Source organism: Pseudomonas sp. NPDC098740 (assembly GCF_044760065.1).
GTDB lineage: Bacteria > Pseudomonadota > Gammaproteobacteria > Pseudomonadales > Pseudomonadaceae > Aquipseudomonas > Aquipseudomonas rossensis.
On sequence record NZ_JBIWAM010000015.1, the window covers coordinates 107,920 to 125,537 of the forward strand.

At 57.6% G+C, this 17,618-nt stretch carries 16 protein-coding genes; 8 read left to right on the forward strand and 8 right to left on the reverse strand.

Features of this window, described 5'->3' with window-relative positions:
- Nucleotides 1-91 precede the first annotated feature (91 nt).
- Nucleotides 92-931: a UTP--glucose-1-phosphate uridylyltransferase GalU gene (gene galU, locus ACIQU2_RS19385; RefSeq protein ID WP_129444518.1), complete on the forward strand. Its 840-nt coding sequence runs from the start codon at nt 92-94 to the stop codon at nt 929-931.
- Between the two features lie 130 nt (nt 932-1,061).
- Nucleotides 1,062-2,420, forward strand: a complete 1,359-nt coding sequence (gene gorA, locus ACIQU2_RS19390) for a glutathione-disulfide reductase (protein WP_403143376.1) — start codon at nt 1,062-1,064, stop codon at nt 2,418-2,420.
- Here the strand turns inward: gorA and ACIQU2_RS19395 are convergent.
- Nucleotides 2,417-3,436 carry a DNA-binding protein gene (locus ACIQU2_RS19395; protein ID WP_403143378.1) on the reverse strand — a complete coding sequence of 340 codons (1,020 nt, stop codon included), beginning with the start codon at nt 3,434-3,436 and terminating at the stop codon, nt 2,417-2,419. The two genes, gorA and ACIQU2_RS19395, sit on opposite strands and share 4 nt — an antisense overlap.
- A gap of 178 nt (nt 3,437-3,614) precedes the next feature.
- On the opposite strand from ACIQU2_RS19395, the gene ACIQU2_RS19400 reads away from it, so the two are divergent.
- The 3 genes from ACIQU2_RS19400 to ahpF all read left to right on the forward strand — a co-directional run bounded on the left by ACIQU2_RS19400 (nt 3,615) and on the right by ahpF (nt 6,968).
- Nucleotides 3,615-4,559: a site-specific integrase gene (locus ACIQU2_RS19400; protein ID WP_403143380.1), complete on the forward strand. Its 945-nt coding sequence runs from the start codon at nt 3,615-3,617 to the stop codon at nt 4,557-4,559.
- A 145-nt stretch (nt 4,560-4,704) separates the two neighbouring features.
- On the forward strand, nt 4,705-5,268 hold the full coding sequence (gene ahpC, locus ACIQU2_RS19405) for an alkyl hydroperoxide reductase subunit C (RefSeq protein WP_007975937.1): 564 nt from the start codon (nt 4,705-4,707) through the stop codon (nt 5,266-5,268).
- A 137-nt stretch (nt 5,269-5,405) separates the two neighbouring features.
- Nucleotides 5,406-6,968 (forward strand): alkyl hydroperoxide reductase subunit F, encoded by a 1,563-nt coding sequence (gene ahpF / locus ACIQU2_RS19410; RefSeq protein ID WP_403143382.1) that lies wholly within the window; start codon nt 5,406-5,408, stop codon nt 6,966-6,968.
- A 176-nt stretch (nt 6,969-7,144) separates the two neighbouring features.
- Here the strand turns inward: ahpF and gloA are convergent, their stop codons facing one another.
- Nucleotides 7,145-7,666: a lactoylglutathione lyase gene (gene gloA / locus ACIQU2_RS19415; protein WP_033055156.1), complete on the reverse strand. Its 522-nt coding sequence runs from the start codon at nt 7,664-7,666 to the stop codon at nt 7,145-7,147.
- A gap of 145 nt (nt 7,667-7,811) precedes the next feature.
- Between gloA and ACIQU2_RS19420 the strand changes: the two genes are divergently transcribed.
- Nucleotides 7,812-8,336 carry a DUF4946 domain-containing protein gene (locus tag ACIQU2_RS19420; RefSeq protein WP_403143384.1) on the forward strand — a complete coding sequence of 175 codons (525 nt, stop codon included), beginning with the start codon at nt 7,812-7,814 and terminating at the stop codon, nt 8,334-8,336.
- Nucleotides 8,337-8,510: 174 nt separating this feature from the next.
- Here the strand turns inward: ACIQU2_RS19420 and ACIQU2_RS19425 are convergent, their stop codons facing one another.
- The 3 genes from ACIQU2_RS19425 to ACIQU2_RS19435 form a co-directional block, all read right to left on the reverse strand.
- Nucleotides 8,511-8,873 carry a histone-like nucleoid-structuring protein, MvaT/MvaU family gene (locus tag ACIQU2_RS19425; RefSeq protein WP_347805566.1) on the reverse strand — a complete coding sequence of 121 codons (363 nt, stop codon included), beginning with the start codon at nt 8,871-8,873 and terminating at the stop codon, nt 8,511-8,513.
- A gap of 233 nt (nt 8,874-9,106) precedes the next feature.
- Nucleotides 9,107-10,642 carry an EAL domain-containing protein gene (locus ACIQU2_RS19430; protein WP_403143385.1) on the reverse strand — a complete coding sequence of 512 codons (1,536 nt, stop codon included), beginning with the start codon at nt 10,640-10,642 and terminating at the stop codon, nt 9,107-9,109.
- 112 nt (nt 10,643-10,754) lie between these two features.
- Nucleotides 10,755-11,627, reverse strand: coding sequence for a LysR family transcriptional regulator (locus ACIQU2_RS19435; protein WP_403143387.1), 873 nt, complete (start codon nt 11,625-11,627; stop codon nt 10,755-10,757).
- A 79-nt stretch (nt 11,628-11,706) separates the two neighbouring features.
- Between ACIQU2_RS19435 and ACIQU2_RS19440 the strand changes: the two genes are divergently transcribed.
- Complete coding sequence (locus ACIQU2_RS19440; RefSeq protein WP_403143388.1) at nt 11,707-12,651, forward strand: DMT family transporter; 945 nt, start codon at nt 11,707-11,709, stop codon at nt 12,649-12,651.
- Nucleotides 12,652-12,903: 252 nt separating this feature from the next.
- A complete protein-coding gene (gene hppD / locus ACIQU2_RS19445) occupies nt 12,904-13,980 on the forward strand; it encodes a 4-hydroxyphenylpyruvate dioxygenase (protein ID WP_046054072.1) in 1,077 nt (358 codons plus the stop codon).
- A 75-nt stretch (nt 13,981-14,055) separates the two neighbouring features.
- On the opposite strand, the gene rarD is transcribed toward hppD, so the two are convergent.
- The 3 genes from rarD to ACIQU2_RS19460 all read right to left on the reverse strand — a co-directional run bounded on the left by rarD (nt 14,056) and on the right by ACIQU2_RS19460 (nt 17,504).
- A complete protein-coding gene (rarD, locus tag ACIQU2_RS19450) occupies nt 14,056-14,937 on the reverse strand; it encodes an EamA family transporter RarD (RefSeq protein ID WP_403143390.1) in 882 nt (293 codons plus the stop codon).
- Nucleotides 14,938-15,090: 153 nt separating this feature from the next.
- Complete coding sequence (locus ACIQU2_RS19455; RefSeq protein WP_403143391.1) at nt 15,091-16,098, reverse strand: aldo/keto reductase; 1,008 nt, start codon at nt 16,096-16,098, stop codon at nt 15,091-15,093.
- A gap of 95 nt (nt 16,099-16,193) precedes the next feature.
- On the reverse strand, nt 16,194-17,504 hold the full coding sequence (locus ACIQU2_RS19460) for an MFS transporter (RefSeq protein WP_347805560.1): 1,311 nt from the start codon (nt 17,502-17,504) through the stop codon (nt 16,194-16,196).
- Nucleotides 17,505-17,618: the final 114 nt, after the last annotated feature.

Sequence of the window (17,618 nt, forward strand, 5' to 3'; positions counted from 1 at the left end):
CATCGGTTAGCCAGTGCGGGGCATTGTAAGGTGCGCGCCGCCTGATTAGACTGCGCCGAAACTCGTATACACAGCCCTATCAAGGACTTTTATGATCAAGAAATGCTTGTTCCCAGCAGCCGGTTACGGTACTCGCTTCCTGCCAGCGACTAAAGCCATGCCCAAAGAAATGCTGCCGGTGGTAAACAAGCCACTGATCCAGTACGGCGTCGAAGAAGCACTGGACGCTGGGTTGACCGAAATTTCCATCGTTACCGGTCGCGGCAAACGCGCTCTGGAAGACCACTTCGACATCAGCTACGAGCTGGAAAACCAAATCAAGGGCACCGACAAGGAAAAATACCTGGTCGGCATCCGTAAACTGTTGGACGAGTGCTCGTTCTCCTACACTCGCCAGACCGAAATGAAAGGCCTGGGCCACGCCATTCTGACTGGCCGCCCGCTGATCGGCGACGAACCGTTCGCGGTAGTGCTGGCGGACGACTTGTGCGTCAACCTCGAAGGCGACGGCGTCCTGACCCAGATGGTCAAGCTGTACGAGCAGTATCGCTGCACCATCGTTGCGATCCAGGAAGTGGATCCGCAGGAAACCAACAAGTACGGCGTGATCTCCGGCGAGCTGATCGCTGATGATTTGTACCGCGTTCGCAACATGGTCGAAAAACCAGCCCCGGAAGACGCACCGTCGAACCTGGCGATCATCGGTCGTTACATCCTGACGCCGGATATTTTCGAGCTGATCAAACAAACCGAGCCAGGCAAAGGCGGCGAGATTCAAATCACCGACGCCCTGATGAAGCAGGCGAAAAACGGTTGCGTGATTGCCTACAAGTTCAAGGGCAAGCGTTTTGACTGCGGTGGCGCTGAAGGCTACATTGAGGCCACCAACTTCTGCTTCGAGAACTTCTACAAGACTGGCAAGGCCTACTAATAGCCTCTGACCCACTTGTATTGAAAAGCCACCTTCGGGTGGCTTTTTCATTTTCCGTCCCCATATCGATTGCAGCGCTTGCCCAGCGGACGTCTGCGGGTATGCTTGTGGACTGCCGAGGAGATTGAAAATGGCCTACGATTTTGACCTTTATGTGATTGGCGCCGGTTCCGGCGGTGTGCGGGCTGCGCGTTTTGCGGCCGGTTTTGGCGCGAAAGTGGCTGTGGCCGAGAGCCGCTACCTGGGTGGCACTTGTGTGAATGTCGGCTGTGTGCCGAAGAAGCTGCTGGTCTACGGCGCGCATTTCTCCGAAGACTTCGAGCAGTCGCAAGGTTTTGGCTGGACGCCGGGCGAAGCGAAGTTCGATTGGGCAACGCTGATCGCCAACAAGGATCGCGAGATCAATCGCCTGAACGGTATCTATCGCAATCTGCTGGTTAACAGTGGCGTGACCTTGCATGAAGGCCACGCCAAAATCGTTGATCCGCACCAGGTCGAGATCAATGGCGAGCGTTATACCGCCAAAAACATCCTGATTGCTACCGGCGGATGGCCACAGATTCCGGAAATTCCGGGGCATGAGCATGCAATCAGTTCCAACCAGGCGTTCTTCCTCAAAGAACTGCCCAAGCGCGTTCTGGTGGTGGGCGGTGGTTACATCGCCGTCGAATTCGCCGGGATTTTCCACGGTCTGGGGGCCGACACCACGTTGCTGTATCGCGGTGAGTTGTTCCTGCGCGGCTTCGACGGTGCAGTGCGCAAACACCTGCAGGAAGAGCTGACGAAGCGCGGCATGGACCTGCAATTCAACGCCGACATCGAGCGTATCGACAAGCAGTCCGATGGCAGCCTGAAGGTGACCCTCAAGGACGGCCGTGAGCTGGAGGCGGATTGTGTGTTCTACGCCACCGGTCGCCGTCCGATGCTCGACAATCTTGGGCTGGAAAACACCGGGGTCAAACTCGACAAGAAAGGTTTCGTCGAGGTCGACGAGCAGTATCAGACTGCTGAACCGTCGATCCTGGCGCTTGGCGATGTGATCGGTCGGGTTCAATTGACGCCGGTAGCGCTCGCTGAGGGCATGGCCGTTGCGCGTCGCTTGTTCAAGCCTGAGCAGTATCGCCCGGTCGATTACAAGATGATCCCGACCGCGGTATTCAGCTTGCCGAACATCGGCACGGTCGGTTTCACCGAGGAAGAGGCCCGGGAGGCCGGTCACGATGTGGTGATCTTCGAAAGCCGCTTCCGGCCCATGAAGCTGACCCTGACCGAATGCCAGGAGCGCACCCTGATGAAACTGGTGGTGGACGCCAAGACCGACAAGGTTCTGGGCTGTCACATGGTCGGTCCGGAGGCAGGGGAAATTGTGCAGGGCTTGGCGATCGCCTTGAAGGCGGGTGCCACCAAGCGCGATTTCGATGAAACCATCGGCGTGCACCCAACTGCCGCCGAAGAATTCGTCACCATGCGCACGCCGGTCGCGGGTTAATCGTCATTTCGGGGCTCTGATGCGTCTGGCGCTGTCGCAATGACGGCCGCCAGGCGCACGCTCTCATCGAGGCTCGCCTGAGTCTTGATCAACTCAATTTCCAGCGCTTTGTTTATCTGCGACTGCTCATCGGCGCTCTGTTTCAGCGACTGGCTTTCCAGCAGGGCAGCGCGCAAGCGTTCCTGGAGGAGGGTGCGTTCGCTGTCGATACGGTTGACCTGTTCCAGCAGTTGATCCTGTCGAGCGTTGGTTTGCTTGAGTTGATCCTGCAGCAGGCTCAACTCTCTCAGGGTGCCACGGTTCTCCGTTAACAAACGCTCGTTGTCGCGGTGCAGTTGCGTGATCTCATCCTGGCGCACCAATGCGCTCTGCTGGGCCTGGCGCAATTCCATCTGAATCTGCTGCACCTGGCTTTCGTGGCGGCGTTGTTCCTGCTCGCGCTGTTCTTTGATGGCGTTGCGATAATGTTCCAGAGCGTCGCGAGCGTGAAGGTGCTTTTCTTCCAGTGAGCGAATCTGCTCATCCTTGTCTTGCAAGCGTAATTCGAAATCGGCCAGCGCCTGGTTCAGTCCGGCGTTGCGGGTTTGTTCGGTCTGCAGCATGGCGCCGGTTTCTTGCAGGGTCTCGGACTCTTGAGTCAGTGCCAGGCTTTGAATCTCGTACTGCTGCTGCAATTGCGTGTTGGCTTGTTGGGCTTCATGCAGTTGCGTATCCAACTCTTTCTTTTGTTTGTCGAACTGCTCGCGGGCCTGATCGATGGGCTCCTGAGCCTGCTCCTTGAGTCTTTGTGCCAGCCGCGAGACCAGTCCCGCCAGCTCGTCATCAATGGGTTCTGACGACGCTTCGGCGCGTTCGGCGCCGTCATCGAGCTCCTTCAAATAGCGATGAATCGTGGTTTTCGAGCCCGTGTTGCCCATTTCGATCCGTACCGCATCAATGCTTGGGTTTTCGCCGCGAGCCAAAATTGCCAAGCGTGCTGCCTGGACCACTGCTTTATTTACACCGCCACGAGCCATGAGTTCTCCTACGAATTCGTACTGTGGTACATGCCACTTAAGTACACAATGTACCACGCTAATGAAAAACTTAAAATACGATAGGTATTCATGCGGGATATACTGGTATTACCCCGTGTGATGAGCCCTGTGGCGCGTTTTCACCCGCCAAAGCGGTACGTTTTAGAGAGTTGAGCCCATGACTGAGCTGGATCGTTACCTGCAAGCCGCCACCCGCGACAACACCCGTCGCAGCTACCGGGCGGCTATCGAGCATTTCGAAGTCAGTTGGGGCGGCTTCCTGCCGGCGACCAGCGATAGCGTGGCGCGCTACCTCGTCGCTCATGCGGGTGTGCTGTCGATCAATACCTTGAAGTTGCGTTTGTCAGCGCTGGCGCAATGGCACAACAGTCAGGGTTTTCCTGACCCCACCAAGGCGCCAGTTGTGCGCAAGGTCTTCAAGGGCATTCGCTCGCTACACCCGGCTCAAGAAAAACAGGCCGAGCCGTTACAGCTTCAGCATCTGGAGCAAGTGGTTGCCTGGTTGGAGCAAGAAGCACAAACCGCGAAATCTGAACACGATCAACCGGCTCTGTTGCGGGCCAGACGTGACAACGCGCTGATTCTGTTGGGCTTCTGGCGCGGCTTTCGTAGTGATGAGTTGTGCCGGCTACAGATCGAACACGTGCAAGCGGCTGCCGGCTCAGGCATCACGCTCTATTTGCCGCGAACCAAGAGCGACCGCGAAAACCTCGGCAAGACTTACCAGACGCCAGCGTTGCAGCACCTGTGCCCGGTGCAGGCGTACATCGACTGGATCACCGAAGCCGCGCTGGTCCGTGGACCGGTATTCCGGGGCATCGACCGTTGGGGCCACCTGTGCGAGGAGGGGCTGCACGCCAACAGCGTGATCCCGTTACTGCGCCAGGCGCTGGAGCGCGCCGGCATCCCGGCCGAGCACTACACCAGTCACTCCTTGCGGCGCGGCTTTGCCACCTGGGCCCATCAGAGCGGGTGGGACTTGAAGTCGTTGATGAGTTACGTGGGCTGGAAGGATATGAAGTCCGCCATGCGCTATGTTGAAGCCAGCCCGTTTCTCGGGATGACACCGCTCGCAGAAAAAACCATTGGCGCTGCTAAGTAAGTTTTCTTCTATTAATACGTTCGGCTAATAGCGAAAACCAATGAGCAGCATGAGCTTTGCCAATGAGCCATCCGGCAATCGAGTCGGTAGGATTCACTCCATCAACTTCTCAACCAAACTTTTCAACCCTGACGGAGAGTCATCGATGCCTATCATCAACAGCCAAGTTAAACCGTTCAAAGCTGACGCCTTTAAAAATGGCGACTTCGTAAAAGTGTCGGACGCTGACCTGAAAGGCAAGTGGTCTGTCGTGTTCTTCTACCCTGCCGACTTCACCTTCGTTTGCCCGACCGAACTGGAAGACCTGGCTGACAACTACGACGCGTTCCAGAAGCTGGGCGTCGAGATCTACAGCGTTTCCACCGATACCCACTTTGCCCACGCAGCCTGGCACAACACTTCGCCAGCCATTGGCAAAATCCAGTACACCATGATCGGCGACCCGACTCACGCCATCTCCCGCAACTTCGACGTACTGATCGAAGAAGCAGGTCTGGCTGACCGTGGCACCTTCGTGATCAACCCTGAAGGCCAGATCAAAATCGTCGAACTGAACGACGGCGGCGTTGGCCGTGACGCTTCCGAGCTGCTGCGCAAAATCAAGGCCGCACAGTACGTCGCTGCTCACCCAGGTCAGGTTTGCCCAGCCAAGTGGAAAGAAGGCGAGGCCACTCTGGCTCCGTCCCTGGACCTGGTCGGCAAGATCTAAGTCTATGGATCGCATCATCAGGGCGGGTTTCCGCACCTAAGTAAGCTGCAACCGCCCTCAAAAACGCCCGGGCGAGATTCGCTCGGGCGTTTTTTTATGTTTTCGTCTCTTCACCAAACAGCATGGAAATCGCCCGTATGTTGGACGCCAATCTTAAAGCCCAGTTGAAGTCATACCTGGAACGGGTCACCCAGCCGATCGAGATCATTGCATCCCTCGACGACGGTGCGAAATCCCAGGAAATGCTCGCATTACTCAAAGACGTTGCCAGTCTTTCCGACCAGATTACGTTGCTCGACAACGGTGACGATGCACGTAAACCATCGTTCTCGATCAACCGCCCGGGTGCCGATATCAGCCTGCGATTCGCCGGCATCCCGATGGGCCACGAATTCACGTCCCTGGTGCTGGCCTTGCTGCAAGTCGGCGGCCATCCTTCGAAAGCCAGTGTTGAAGTGATCGAACAGATCCGTTCGCTCAAAGGCGAGTTCAGCTTCGAGACTTACTTCTCGCTGTCCTGCCAGAACTGCCCGGACGTGGTCCAGGCATTGAACCTGATGGCCGTGCTTAACCCGAACATCCGCCACGTCGCCATTGACGGCGCGCTGTTCCAGGCTGAAGTCGATGACCGTCAGATCATGGCCGTGCCAAGCGTTTACCTGAACGGCGTGAACTTCGGCCAGGGTCGTATGGGCCTGGAAGAGATCCTCGCCAAGATCGACACCAGCGGCATCGAGCGTCAGGCCGAGAGGATCAGCGCCAAAGAAGCTTTTGACGTACTGGTCGTCGGCGGTGGCCCGGCCGGTGCTTCGGCCGCGATCTACGCTGCCCGTAAAGGCATTCGTACCGGTGTGGCGGCTGAACGTTTTGGTGGGCAGGTGCTCGACACCATGGCCATCGAGAACTTCATCTCCGTGCAGGAAACCGAAGGGCCGAAACTGGCTGTGGCGCTGGAAGAGCACGTCAAGCAATACGACGTCGACATCATGAACCTGCAACGCGCCGACAAGTTGGTGCCGGGCAAGAACGGCGAGTTGCACGAAGTCCACTTCGCCAGCGGCGCGACCCTGAAAGCCAAGACCGTGATCCTGGCGACCGGTGCGCGGTGGCGTGAAATGAACGTCCCGGGTGAGCAGCAATACCGCAACAAAGGCGTGGCGTACTGCCCGCACTGCGATGGTCCGCTGTTCAAAGGCAAGCGCGTGGCGGTGATTGGCGGCGGTAACTCCGGCGTCGAAGCGGCCATCGACCTGGCGGGCATCGTGTCCCACGTAACACTGCTGGAGTTCGATGTGCAGCTGCGCGCCGATGCGGTCTTGCAGCGCAAGTTGCACAGCCTGCCGAACGTCACCGTGATCACCAGTGCGCAAACCACTGAAGTGTTGGGCGACGGTCAGAAGGTCAACGGCTTGCGTTACAAGGATCGTCAGTCGGACGAGTTGCGTACCGTCGAGCTGGAAGGGATCTTCGTGCAGATCGGTCTGTTGCCCAACACCGACTGGCTCAAAGGCACCATCGAGCTGTCGCCTCGCGGTGAGATCATCGTCGATGCCCGCGGTGAGACTTCAATGCCGGGCGTGTTCGCTGCCGGTGACGTGACCACCGTGCCGTACAAGCAGATCGTGATTGCGGTGGGCGAGGGCGCCAAAGCCTCCCTGAGCGCATTCGATCACCTGATCCGGACCTCGGCTCCAGCATAAAACCCGACGCTGAAAACACAAAAACCCCATGAGCGACCATGGGGTTTTTTGTGCGTTGCGCATTCTCAATGTGGGAGCGAGCCTGCTCGCGAAAGCGGTGGGTCATTCAACTGAATGTTGGCTGATACAGCGCCTTCGCGAGCAGGCTCGCTCCCACAAGGGGTGTGTGGTGTGGCTTACATAGGAGCAGGCTGGATGATTTCAACCCAGTAAGCATCCGGATCCTTGATGAACGCCAGGCTCTTCATGCGGCCGTCATTCAGGCGTTTCTGGAAGTCGCAGCCCAGCGCTTCGAAGCGCTCGCACGCAGCAACGATATCCGGCACCGAGATGCAGATGTGGCCAAAACCGCGCGGGTCGGTGTTGCCGTTGTGGTAAGCGAAATCCGCGTCGTTCTCGGTGCCGTGGTTGTGGGTCAGTTCGAGAATGCCGGGGATCGACTTCATCCACTCGGTGCGAGCAGCAGCGTCGGCCGGGATCTGGTTTTTATCGACCAGCGCCAGGAAGTACAGGCTGAACTCGGCTTCCGGGAAGTCGCGTTTTTCCACCAGCGAGAAACCCAAAATGCGCGTGTAGAAATCCAGGGACTTGGTGATGTCCTTGACCCGCAGCATGGTGTGGTTGAAGACGAACTTCTGGGTGGCGGTGTCAGGTTGGGCAGTCACGCCTGGGAAGGTGTTCAATTCGTGCAGGCTCATGGGCCCTCCGGAAAATAAGTGGGGCTAACGAATGGCGACAATGATACGCAAGGGCTCGGACATCACCAAACCCAAAGCGTCGGCTATTGCCTGATAGACGGGCGAGGCTCAGACTTTACGGTTCAATCCGTGAGTGTTCATTGCAATGATTCGTTTCTGTAAATCGATGTTCGTCCTGATCTGCGTGCTTTCAGGTGTTAACAGCGCTCACGCAGATGAGCCAATCATGACCTGGCCCAACGGCTGGGAGGTCGAAGCTGTCCCGCAAGATGACGCCAACACCCACGTTTCCCGCCAGCGTGCGGTGAAAAACGATCAGGACGGCACGCCGGTGATGGTGATGGAGTTGACCATGACTCAGGTGGAAAGTGGTCATCAGGTGAATCTGCAAGGCGTGTTGCTGGAGATGCGCAAGTCAGTGCAGAAGGACTTCTTTCAAGGCGGTTATCAAAGTGTCTGCAACAAGATTCACCCGACGACGTTGAGCCGCTTATCAGCGCTGGAAACTACCTGCACGATCACGCAGAACGGAAGGCATGTGCTCTCTCAAACATTGGTTGCCGCCGTGGATGCCGATAAAGCCTATGTTCTTTCCTACGCGGGGCAGGCTGAGGTTTATAAGGCGAGTCAGGATGAAATAGAGGCAGCCCGTAACAGCTTGAAACTTTAGTTAAAGATTTCAATGGCTGCCGGTTTCAGCGCATTCTGAAATTTTTAGATACCCAAACGGATTAAGCACAAAGTTATTCGACAAGTAGCGAGTTGATCGACGCCAATCGTTGCATTTAGAAGGCGTCCATGAAAAAGCCCTGCATTGGCAGGGCTTTTTTGTCACCGCGAGTGCTTAGCCTCGCAGCCAGGAATCAACGGTAGCTGCACCGTATTGTTCCTTCCAGGTTTTCAGGCCGCGGTGGTTGCCACCCTTGGTTTCAATCAGTTCACCGGTGTGCGGATTCTGATAAACCTTGACCACGCGAGCGCGGCGGGTTTTAGGCGTTGCCTGTTGCAGACCGGATTTTGCCGGGTTCGGATCGAGAATGGCGATGATGTCGCGCAGGCTCTTGCCGTAGGTTTTCATCAGCCCCTGGAGCTTTTCTTCGAATTCGATTTCTTTCTTGAGCCCGGCATCATTCTTCAGGTTTTCCAGCTGCTTGAGCTGCTCTTGAAGGGCCTTTTCAGCTGCACGAAATTCAGCGAGTCTGGACAATATCTTTACTCCAATAGTGTGTTTGGCTGATACCAACCGCAAACAAAGCTATAAGCCAAGAGCCTTGAAGCGACTCGGTGATAATGGCTCACCTGCCAATCTAGCGCAGGCATGAAAAATTGTAGTAGTTAATTGGCCAAGAGTAAATCCTGTCTTTTTCTTCATGTAACAACAGTAGTCTTTTGATTCAAATTGGTGCGCGATCTCCTTGTCTCGTCGCTTAGCGCCGCTAGTTAATGGTGACTTAATGCGTTAATGAAGTCCGCGCCGGGCATTGGCCGGCCGAACAGATAACCTTGCAAGAAGTTCACGCCGTGGGCGGTCAGATAATCACTTTGCTCCGTGGTTTCCACGCCTTCGGCGACGATACCCAGGTCGAGCTTGGCCGAGAGTTCGATGATGGTGTCCAGGATATGCCGTGAGAGGGCGTCAACGCCGATCATGCCGACAAAACTCTGGTCGATTTTCAGGAAGTCCACATTGAACTGACGCAGGTAACCCAGGCTTGAGTGACCGGTGCCGAAGTCATCGATCGCGATCATCACGCCCAGCGCGTGAAGCTGCTCGAACAGTTGGTGGGTGATGGCCGTGGGTTCGATGAGTTCGCGCTCGGTGAGTTCCAGCACCAGGCTGACGGCGCCCGGTGCGAAGGCAGCGAGGAATTGACGGCAATCGTCGACCAGTTCCAGGTCCTTGCAGTGGCTGGCGGTAATGTTGATGCCGATGTGAAAAGCGCCCTCGAAGGAAGATGAAACAGGCGCCAACCATTCGGCGGTCTGCTGCATCAATGAGCGGGTCATCGGCACGATCAGCCCGGAGTGTTCGGCAAACGGAATGAACAGCTCCGGGCTCACCAGACCTTCTTTTGGATGATTCCAGCGCATCAGCACCTCGGCGCCGGACCACTTCTTGTTGTCGCCATGCACCACAGGTTGAAAGTACGGAATGAACTCCGCAGCTTCCAGGGCGCGCCGCATTTCATTGCTCGGTGATGACGAGCGTTTTTGCACAAAGTGCCCGATCAAGCCGGAAATCACGCCGAAGAAGATCAGCAAGCTGAACAGCGGCGGATACTCACTGCTCATGAAGCGCCAGGTTTCGCCTTCAGGAAACCCGGCCGCCACCGAAAAGGCGTAACGCGATGACGCCAGTCTGGTTTGCGCCACCGCAAAGGCAGGCAGGGCACCTTGATGGAATTTGCCATCGGCGGACAACCAATGGGGGCCGACTTGCAATAGCAGCAATGTCTTGCGGCCGATCAGCCGCAGTACGTTACTCAAGTGATACCCGTCCAGGGTGCTCATCGCGCCCTGTTTTTCTTTGCTGAGCCGATACACAAGCAATGCGGTATCAGGCGTGACCGGGTTGCCTTTCATCAGCAATAACGCGCCTTCGCTGTAGTCGCCGGAAACGATCGTTTCCTGAACGTCACCGAACAAAGAGCTGCAGTAAATGGTGTTGTCCCACACCAGATTGGTCGAGCGCACGAACGGCCGGCGGGTGACCTGTTCGCGCAAGGCCAGTTTGACGTCGTTGCAGTTTTGGCCGGCCAGCGGCAGAAGCTCCCGAGCGGCCTGGGCGGTGTTGTCGAGCATCAATTCGAATTGGCGAATGGCTTCTTCGGACGTCTGTTCAGTACTTTGCTTGAGCGTACGCTCAGCCTGCATATAAAGAATGGCGAACCCCAACAACACCGGGAGTAATCCGCTCAGTAGCGTCACCGCCATCCTGATGCCGCGTTTGCGGGGGGTTTTGACGTTCAGTGGCATTTGCGAAACCTGTCACGATGAAATAGGGCTCTTAAATGCTGGCAGGACCGGACGCCTTCCAAAAAGAGTTCAGGTAGAGGCCATGATAGTTGGCCCGCGGCGCGTGCGCCGCTCAACGGTCGTTCAGGCGCTCGGCCAGTTTGATAAAAGCCAGCGTCGCGGGTGATGACTGGCGCTGATCAAGCACTGCCAGACCGACCTGACGGGCGACCGGTGGCGACAGCGGTTTTTTCACGTAGCGACTGTTGCGGTCGTCGGGCAATGAGCTTTCGGCGACGACCGTCAGCGCGTCGCCTCGGCCAACGGTGTCCAGCGTACTCAGTAGTTGCGAGCAGCGATAACGGATGTTCGGTGTCAGCCGGGCGGCACTGAACAGCCGCGACACCAGTTCTGACGAACCGGCCTCGGTCAAGACAAACGGGTCGTTGCACAAATCGCTCAAGCTCAGGCTGTCGTGGCGGGCCAGCGGATGATCGACGGGCAGCAGCGCGACCATCTGGTCTTCTATCAGCGCAAAGGTGTCGAACCGGTCCTCGGGCAACACCACGAAGCCGATATCGATACGCCGCTCCTCCAACCACTGGATCACCTGCCGGTCCGGACCTTCGTCAATGTGGACCTCGATACCCGGGTGAGCCGCGCGGTAGTGCTGCAGGATCAGCGGCAGCAGTCTGATCGATGAGGTCGGGCCAAACGAGCCGATGCGCAACGAGCCGCGTTTCATCCCGCGCGCATCGGCCGCTTCCTGGCGCAAGGTGTTGGCCAGGCCCAGCATCGCCCGGGCGCGCAGTAAAAGCTGTTGACCGATGTCGCTAAGTTCGACCCGGGACTGATGCCGGCGCAGCAGCTCGACGCCCAATTCTTGTTCCAGCGACTTGAGGGCATGAGAGACCGCGGATTGGGAAATCCCCAAGCGATTGGCTGCCGCCGTAAAACCTTGAAGCTCGGCGACCAGAGAAAATATCTCGAGTTGGGTAAGGGTCATGAGTGTTTACTCATTTTACGATGAGAAGGTATTAGTCGAATGATACGTCATCTCCCCCGATTTCTCGTTCTGGAAACCTATGACGACCTATGAGCAGAGCCTGTCCAACCCTTCGGATGTCCCGGTTTATCTGAAACTGGCAGCCGTCACCATGATCTGGGGCGGCACCTTTGTCGCCGGGCGGTTTCTGGCCGATAGCCTCAGCCCCTTGTTTGCCGCTAGCCTGCGATTTCTGCTGGCCAGCGCGGCGTTGCTGGTGTTTCTGCTACTGGCCCGCGTGCCTCTCGCAAGGCCCAGGCCGAGGCAATGGCTTCAATTGGCGCTGCTGGGTTTTTTCGGGATTTTTTTCTACAACCTGTGCTTCTTTTATGGGCTGCACTACATCAATGCCTCGCGGGCGTCATTGATCGTGGCATTGAACCCGGCCGTGATCGGGCTGGCGTCATGGCTGTTGTTCAAGGAGCACTTGAGTCGAGCAAAGGTTTTCGGGATCGCGATCTGCATTGCCGGGGCGAGCCTGGTGATCGTCAGCTGTAACCCACAATTGCTGGCTGGCAATCCCGATGCCTGGATCGGCGATCTGTTGATCTTCGGCTGTGTGCTTGGCTGGGGCGTTTATTCGCTGTTCTCCAAAGATTTGAATCAAACCCTGGGGCCGGTGCAAACGGTGACGTACTCGATTCTGTTGGGCACGCTGATGCTGTGGGTGACCAGTGCTGTTCGCGGTGAGTTGAGTGTGGCTGCACTCGCCAGTCTCGGACCAAAGCAATGGATGAGCCTGATGTACCTGGGCGTATTGGGTTCGGCGCTGGCCTATATCGGCTATTACGACGGCATTCGCAAAATCGGCGCGACGCGTTCAGGCGTGTTCATCGCCCTGAACCCGCTGACGGCGGTGATCCTCGGTGCGCTGTTGTTAGGCGAGCAGTTGACCCTGGCGATGTGCCTGGGAGGAGGGCTGATCCTCGCGGGGATTTTCCTGTGCAACAAACCCCTTGCGCGAGCAGGGAAAAAGGGGATTTGATACAGAAGGCGGACAAACCCATTTACGCTGTGTAGAATCGGGTTACGCATATAAGAATAATCGTCTTCTGGCAGCAGAAGCCTCGCCCGCAATTGCCTTGGGTCGACAATGAAGAGTTTTGGGTTTCAATTGATCTACGGTGACTTCCTCGCCCGCAGCGTGCGGGGCATCTCCTGCGCGCCACCCGCCGGTCTCAGCATTGCTAGCAACTAACGATCCGTTAATTGACAAGAAAATGATGAGGCGCCAACCATGGCAGATTTATACGAAAACCCAATGGGCCTGATGGGCTTTGAATTCATCGAATTCGCATCGCCGACCCCGAACACCCTGGAGCCGATCTTCGAGATCATGGGCTTCACCAAGGTCGCGACCCACCGTTCCAAAGACGTGCACCTGTATCGCCAGGGCCAGATCAACCTGATCCTCAACAACGAACCCCACAGCGTCGCTTCGTACTTTGCGGCCGAGCACGGTCCGTCGGTGTGCGGCATGGCGTTCCGCGTCAAGAATGCCCAGCAGGCGTTTGCCCGGGCCCTGGAACTGGGCGCCCAGCCGATTCATATCGAAACCGGCCCGATGGAACTGAACCTGCCCGCGATCAAGGGCATCGGCGGCGCGCCGCTGTACCTGATAGACCGTTTCGGTGAAGGCAGCTCGATCTACGACATCGACTTCGTGTTCATCGAAGGCGTTGACCGCAACCCGGTCGGGGCCGGCCTGAAGATCATCGACCACCTGACCCACAACGTGTACCGCGGTCGCATGGCCTACTGGGCCAACTTCTACGAGAAGCTGTTCAACTTCCGCGAGATCCGTTACTTCGACATCAAAGGCGAATACACCGGCCTGACCTCCAAGGCCATGACCGCGCCGGACGGCATGATCCGCATCCCGTTGAACGAAGAATCGTCCAAGGGCGCCGGGCAGATCGAAGAGTTTCTGATGCAGTTCAACGGCGAGGGCATCCAGCACGTTGCCTTCCTCAGCGATGACCTGATCAAGACCTGGGATCACCTGAAAAGCATCGGCATGCGCTTCATGACCGCGCCGCCGGAAACCTACTACGAAATGCTCGAAGGCCGTTTGCCGAACCACGGCGAGCCGGTTGATCAACTGCAATCGCGCGGCATTCTGCTGGATGGTTCGTCCGAGTCGGGCGACAAGCGTCTGCTGTTGCAGATCTTCTCGGAAACCCTGATGGGCCCGGTGTTCTTCGAATTCATCCAGCGTAAAGGAGACGATGGTTTCGGCGAAGGTAACTTCAAGGCGCTGTTCGAATCCATCGAGCGCGACCAGGTTCGTCGTGGTGTGCTTTCCACCGACTAAACCGTCTCAGATGTAAAAAAGCCCGGTCAGCAGCAATGCTGGCCGGGCTTTTTAAGTTCGGACGATCTTTTGCTTTTAAGGGCGTCGATGTCGCATCAAATGCTTGAACCCTTCAAATACCAACACCACAACAGCCAACCAAATCGGGATGTACGTCAGCCATTCACCGGCCTTGATGCTTTCCCCCAGCAGCAACGCAACGCCGAGCAACAGCACCGGCTCGACATAGCTCAACAACCCGAACAGGCTGAACGGCAGCAGTCGGCTGGCGATGATGTAAACCACCAGCGCCGAAGCACTGATGACGCCGAGCAACGGGATCAGCAGCGACAGCCACGGGTGCTGATCGAACACGGCGAAACCCTGTTCACCGCCTTGAACGAACCAGAACGCCACGGGCAACATCAAGGCCATGTCCATCCACAAACCGCCGAGGTTGTCGGTCGCCAGTCGTTTGCGCAGGATGAAGTAGAGCGGATAACCGATGACGACCAGCAAGGTCGCCCAGGAAAAACCGCCGACTTGGTACAGCTCGTTGAGCACGCCGAGGGAAGCAAAAAACACGGCAACCTTTTGCAGGTAAGACAGTCGCTCGCCATAGGCGACCCGCCCGGTCAGCACCATGGACAGCGGCAACAGGAAGTAGCCCAGGGACACATCGAGGCTATAGCCATTGAGCGGCGCCCACATGAACAGCCAGAGTTGCAGGCCCAGCAAAGTCGCGGAAACGATCAGGCCGGCGAGCAGTTTTGGTTGGCCAACCAGCCGCCGAAAAAGGGCGGCTACGCGCTTCCACTCACCGGAGACCACCATGAACACGGACATGCATGGCAGGGTCAGCAGCATGCGCCAGCCGAAGATTTCTACGCCGCTCAAGGGCGTGAGCAACGAGGTGTAGTAATACATGACGGCAAACAGCACCGAGGCTGAAACCGATAGAGCGATACCTTTAGACAAACTGTCCTCGCGAAGTTGAACGTGAAACGGGCGCAGAGAATACGTGGTTCGGCCGGAGAATGTGTCGCCAGATAAAAGATCGCAGGCTTCGGCAGCTCCTACTGGGGTGCACCGATCCAGGTAGGAGCTGGCGAAGCCTGCGATCTTTTGCTGTTAGCGCGGTTTACGCCCTGACACAAAGTGGCTCACATCATTAAACCCAGGCGTCGACGCATGCCCAGGCACAACCAGCGAATCAATGAACGCTTCATCCTCAGCCGTAATCTTCACCGACTGAGCCTTCGTGTAGGCATCCCACTGTTCTTCAGTCCGGGGCCCAACGATGGCCGAAGTCACGGCGCTATTGTTCAGCACCCAGGCGATGGCGAATTCCACGATGCCCACGCCGCGACCCTGGGTGTACTGCTGGATCTGCTGAGCAATGCGCAGGGATTCGACGCGCCATTCGGTTTCCAGAATGCGTTTATCTGCGCGGCCGGCGCGGCTGTTGGCATCCGGCTTCACGTCCGGCGCGTATTTACCGCTGAGCACACCACGAGCCAGCGGACTGTAAGGCACCACGCCCAGGCCATAGTTTTGCGCGGCAGTGATCTGCTCGGTTTCCACCTGGCGGTTGACGATGTTGTACAGCGGCTGACTGATCACCGGCCGGTCGACGCCCAGTTGATCGGCTACACGAATCACCTCGGCGATGCGCCAGCCACGGTAGTTCGACAAACCCCAATAGCGAATCTTGCCCTGGCGGATCAAATCGCCGATGGCCGACACCGTGACTTCCAGCGGCGTGTTGTGGTCTTCGCGGTGCAGGTAATAGATGTCGAGATAATCGGTGCCCAAACGCGTCAGGCTGGCGTCGATGCCATTGAACAGGTGCTTGCGGCTCAGACCGCTGCGGTTCGGCACACCGTCCACCGGGCCGAAACCGACCTTGGTCGCCAGCACCCATTCGTGGCGGTTACCGGCAATCGCTTCGCCGACGATCTCTTCGGAGCGGCCGTTGGTGTAAACGTCCGCGGTGTCGATGAAATTGATGCCCTGGTCCCAGGCCTTGTCGATGATCCGCAGGGAATCTTCGGTGCTGGTCTGTTCGCCGAACATCATCGTGCCCAGGGTCAGGGTCGACACTTGTAAACCCGAATGACCCAGCGTGCGATAGCTCATGACTAAATCCTTTTACCGGTGGGAAAGGCTCAATCAAATACCAGAACAACCGCACGGGGCAAACTGAAATATCGAACACCCCGTGCCGATCAACCTTAAACCCGCAACGTCCGCGTCATACGCAGCGCCAACAAACTCCCGCACACAATCACGCCCGCCAGCAGGTAAAGCGCGGCATCGGTCGACCCGGTGCTGTCCTTGACCCAACCCACCAGATACGGACTCAGGAACCCGGCCATCTGCCCCATGGAGTTGATCAACGCCAAACCACCCGCCGCCGCACCGGCGCTGAGCAGTGCAGTCGGCACCGGCCAGAACATCGGCAGGCCGGTGAGGGCGCCCATGGTGGCGATGGTCAGGCCGAGGATGGCGATGGCCGGGTGGGCGGCGAAGTTGACGGCGATCAGCAGACCCACTGCGCCCATCAGCATCGGCACCACCAAGTGCCAGCGGCGTTCTTTGCGCAGGTCCGCCGAGCGGCCGACCATCAACATGAACAGCGCCGCCAGCAGGTACGGAATCGCACTGAGCCAACCGATCACCAGGTTATCGCTGAAACCCAGGTTTTTGATGATCGACGGCAGCCAGAAGTTGATCGCGTAGACGCCGCTCTGGATGCAGAAATAGATCAGACCGAAGGCCCAGATCGCCGGGTTCTTGAACACGGCCAGCAGCGAGTCGGTGCTGGTTTTCGGTTTGCTGGCCAGGTCTTCGGCGTGGTCGGCTTCCAGCACCGAGCGCTCGAATGGCGTGAGCCATTTGGCATTGGCGTAACTGTCGCTCAATAGGAAGTAGGCGAGGGCGCCGAGGATCACGGTCGGGATACCTTGCAGCAAGAACATCCACTGCCAGCCCGCCAAACCTGCCTGGCCCGCGCCGAAGTGGTTGAGAATCCAGCCGGAAAACGGGCTGCCGAGCAGGCCGGACACCGGGATCGCCGACATGAACAGCGCCATGATGCGGCCACGGCGGAAGGTCGGGAACCATTGCGAAAGGTAGAGCACCACGCCCGGGAAGAACCCGGCTTCGGCTGCGCCGGTGAACAGGCGCAAGGTGTAGAACTCGGTCGGGGTTGTGACGAACAGCAAACAGGTCGAGAGCGTGCCCCAGACGATCATCATCAGCGCGATCCAGCGGCGCGGGCCGAATTTGGTCAGGGCCAGGTTGCTGGGGACGCCGCACAACACGTAGCCGATAAAGAAGATCCCGGCCCCGAGGCCGTACACGGTTTCGCTGAATTTCAGCGCGTCGAGCATCTGCAGCTTGGCAAATCCAACGTTCACCCGGTCGAGGTAGTTGAACAGGTAGCAGATGAAGATGAAGGGAATCAAACGCAGGGTAATGCGTTTGTAGACGGCGTTTTTCTCGTCAACGATGGCCTGGGTAGCGGCGGCGCTCTGTGACATGGCGGGCTCTCTCTTTATTATGATTTTTTGCGATGCAAGGGTAACGTTGACCGCCTAGTGAGTCTCGGCCACCGCTTGGGTCATTGTCTTTGTGCCTGAGCACAGGGTTTGCAA

Coding starts and splice junctions, on each gene's coding strand:
- ACIQU2_RS19440 (WP_403143388.1), top strand. CDS start 11,707: ATGACGACCTATGAGCAGAGCCTGTCCAACCCTTCGGATGTCCCGGTT.
- ahpC (WP_007975937.1), top strand. CDS start 4,705: ATGCCTATCATCAACAGCCAAGTTAAACCGTTCAAAGCTGACGCCTTT.
- ACIQU2_RS19395 (WP_403143378.1), bottom strand. CDS start 3,436: ATGGCTCGTGGCGGTGTAAATAAAGCAGTGGTCCAGGCAGCACGCTTG.
- ACIQU2_RS19430 (WP_403143385.1), bottom strand. CDS start 10,642: ATGCCACTGAACGTCAAAACCCCCCGCAAACGCGGCATCAGGATGGCG.
- gorA (WP_403143376.1), top strand. CDS start 1,062: ATGGCCTACGATTTTGACCTTTATGTGATTGGCGCCGGTTCCGGCGGT.
- hppD (WP_046054072.1), top strand. CDS start 12,904: ATGGCAGATTTATACGAAAACCCAATGGGCCTGATGGGCTTTGAATTC.
- ACIQU2_RS19460 (WP_347805560.1), bottom strand. CDS start 17,504: ATGTCACAGAGCGCCGCCGCTACCCAGGCCATCGTTGACGAGAAAAAC.
- galU (WP_129444518.1), top strand. CDS start 92: ATGATCAAGAAATGCTTGTTCCCAGCAGCCGGTTACGGTACTCGCTTC.
- ACIQU2_RS19435 (WP_403143387.1), bottom strand. CDS start 11,627: ATGACCCTTACCCAACTCGAGATATTTTCTCTGGTCGCCGAGCTTCAA.
- gloA (WP_033055156.1), bottom strand. CDS start 7,666: ATGAGCCTGCACGAATTGAACACCTTCCCAGGCGTGACTGCCCAACCT.
- ACIQU2_RS19400 (WP_403143380.1), top strand. CDS start 3,615: ATGACTGAGCTGGATCGTTACCTGCAAGCCGCCACCCGCGACAACACC.
- ACIQU2_RS19455 (WP_403143391.1), bottom strand. CDS start 16,098: ATGAGCTATCGCACGCTGGGTCATTCGGGTTTACAAGTGTCGACCCTG.
- ahpF (WP_403143382.1), top strand. CDS start 5,406: ATGTTGGACGCCAATCTTAAAGCCCAGTTGAAGTCATACCTGGAACGG.
- ACIQU2_RS19420 (WP_403143384.1), top strand. CDS start 7,812: ATGATTCGTTTCTGTAAATCGATGTTCGTCCTGATCTGCGTGCTTTCA.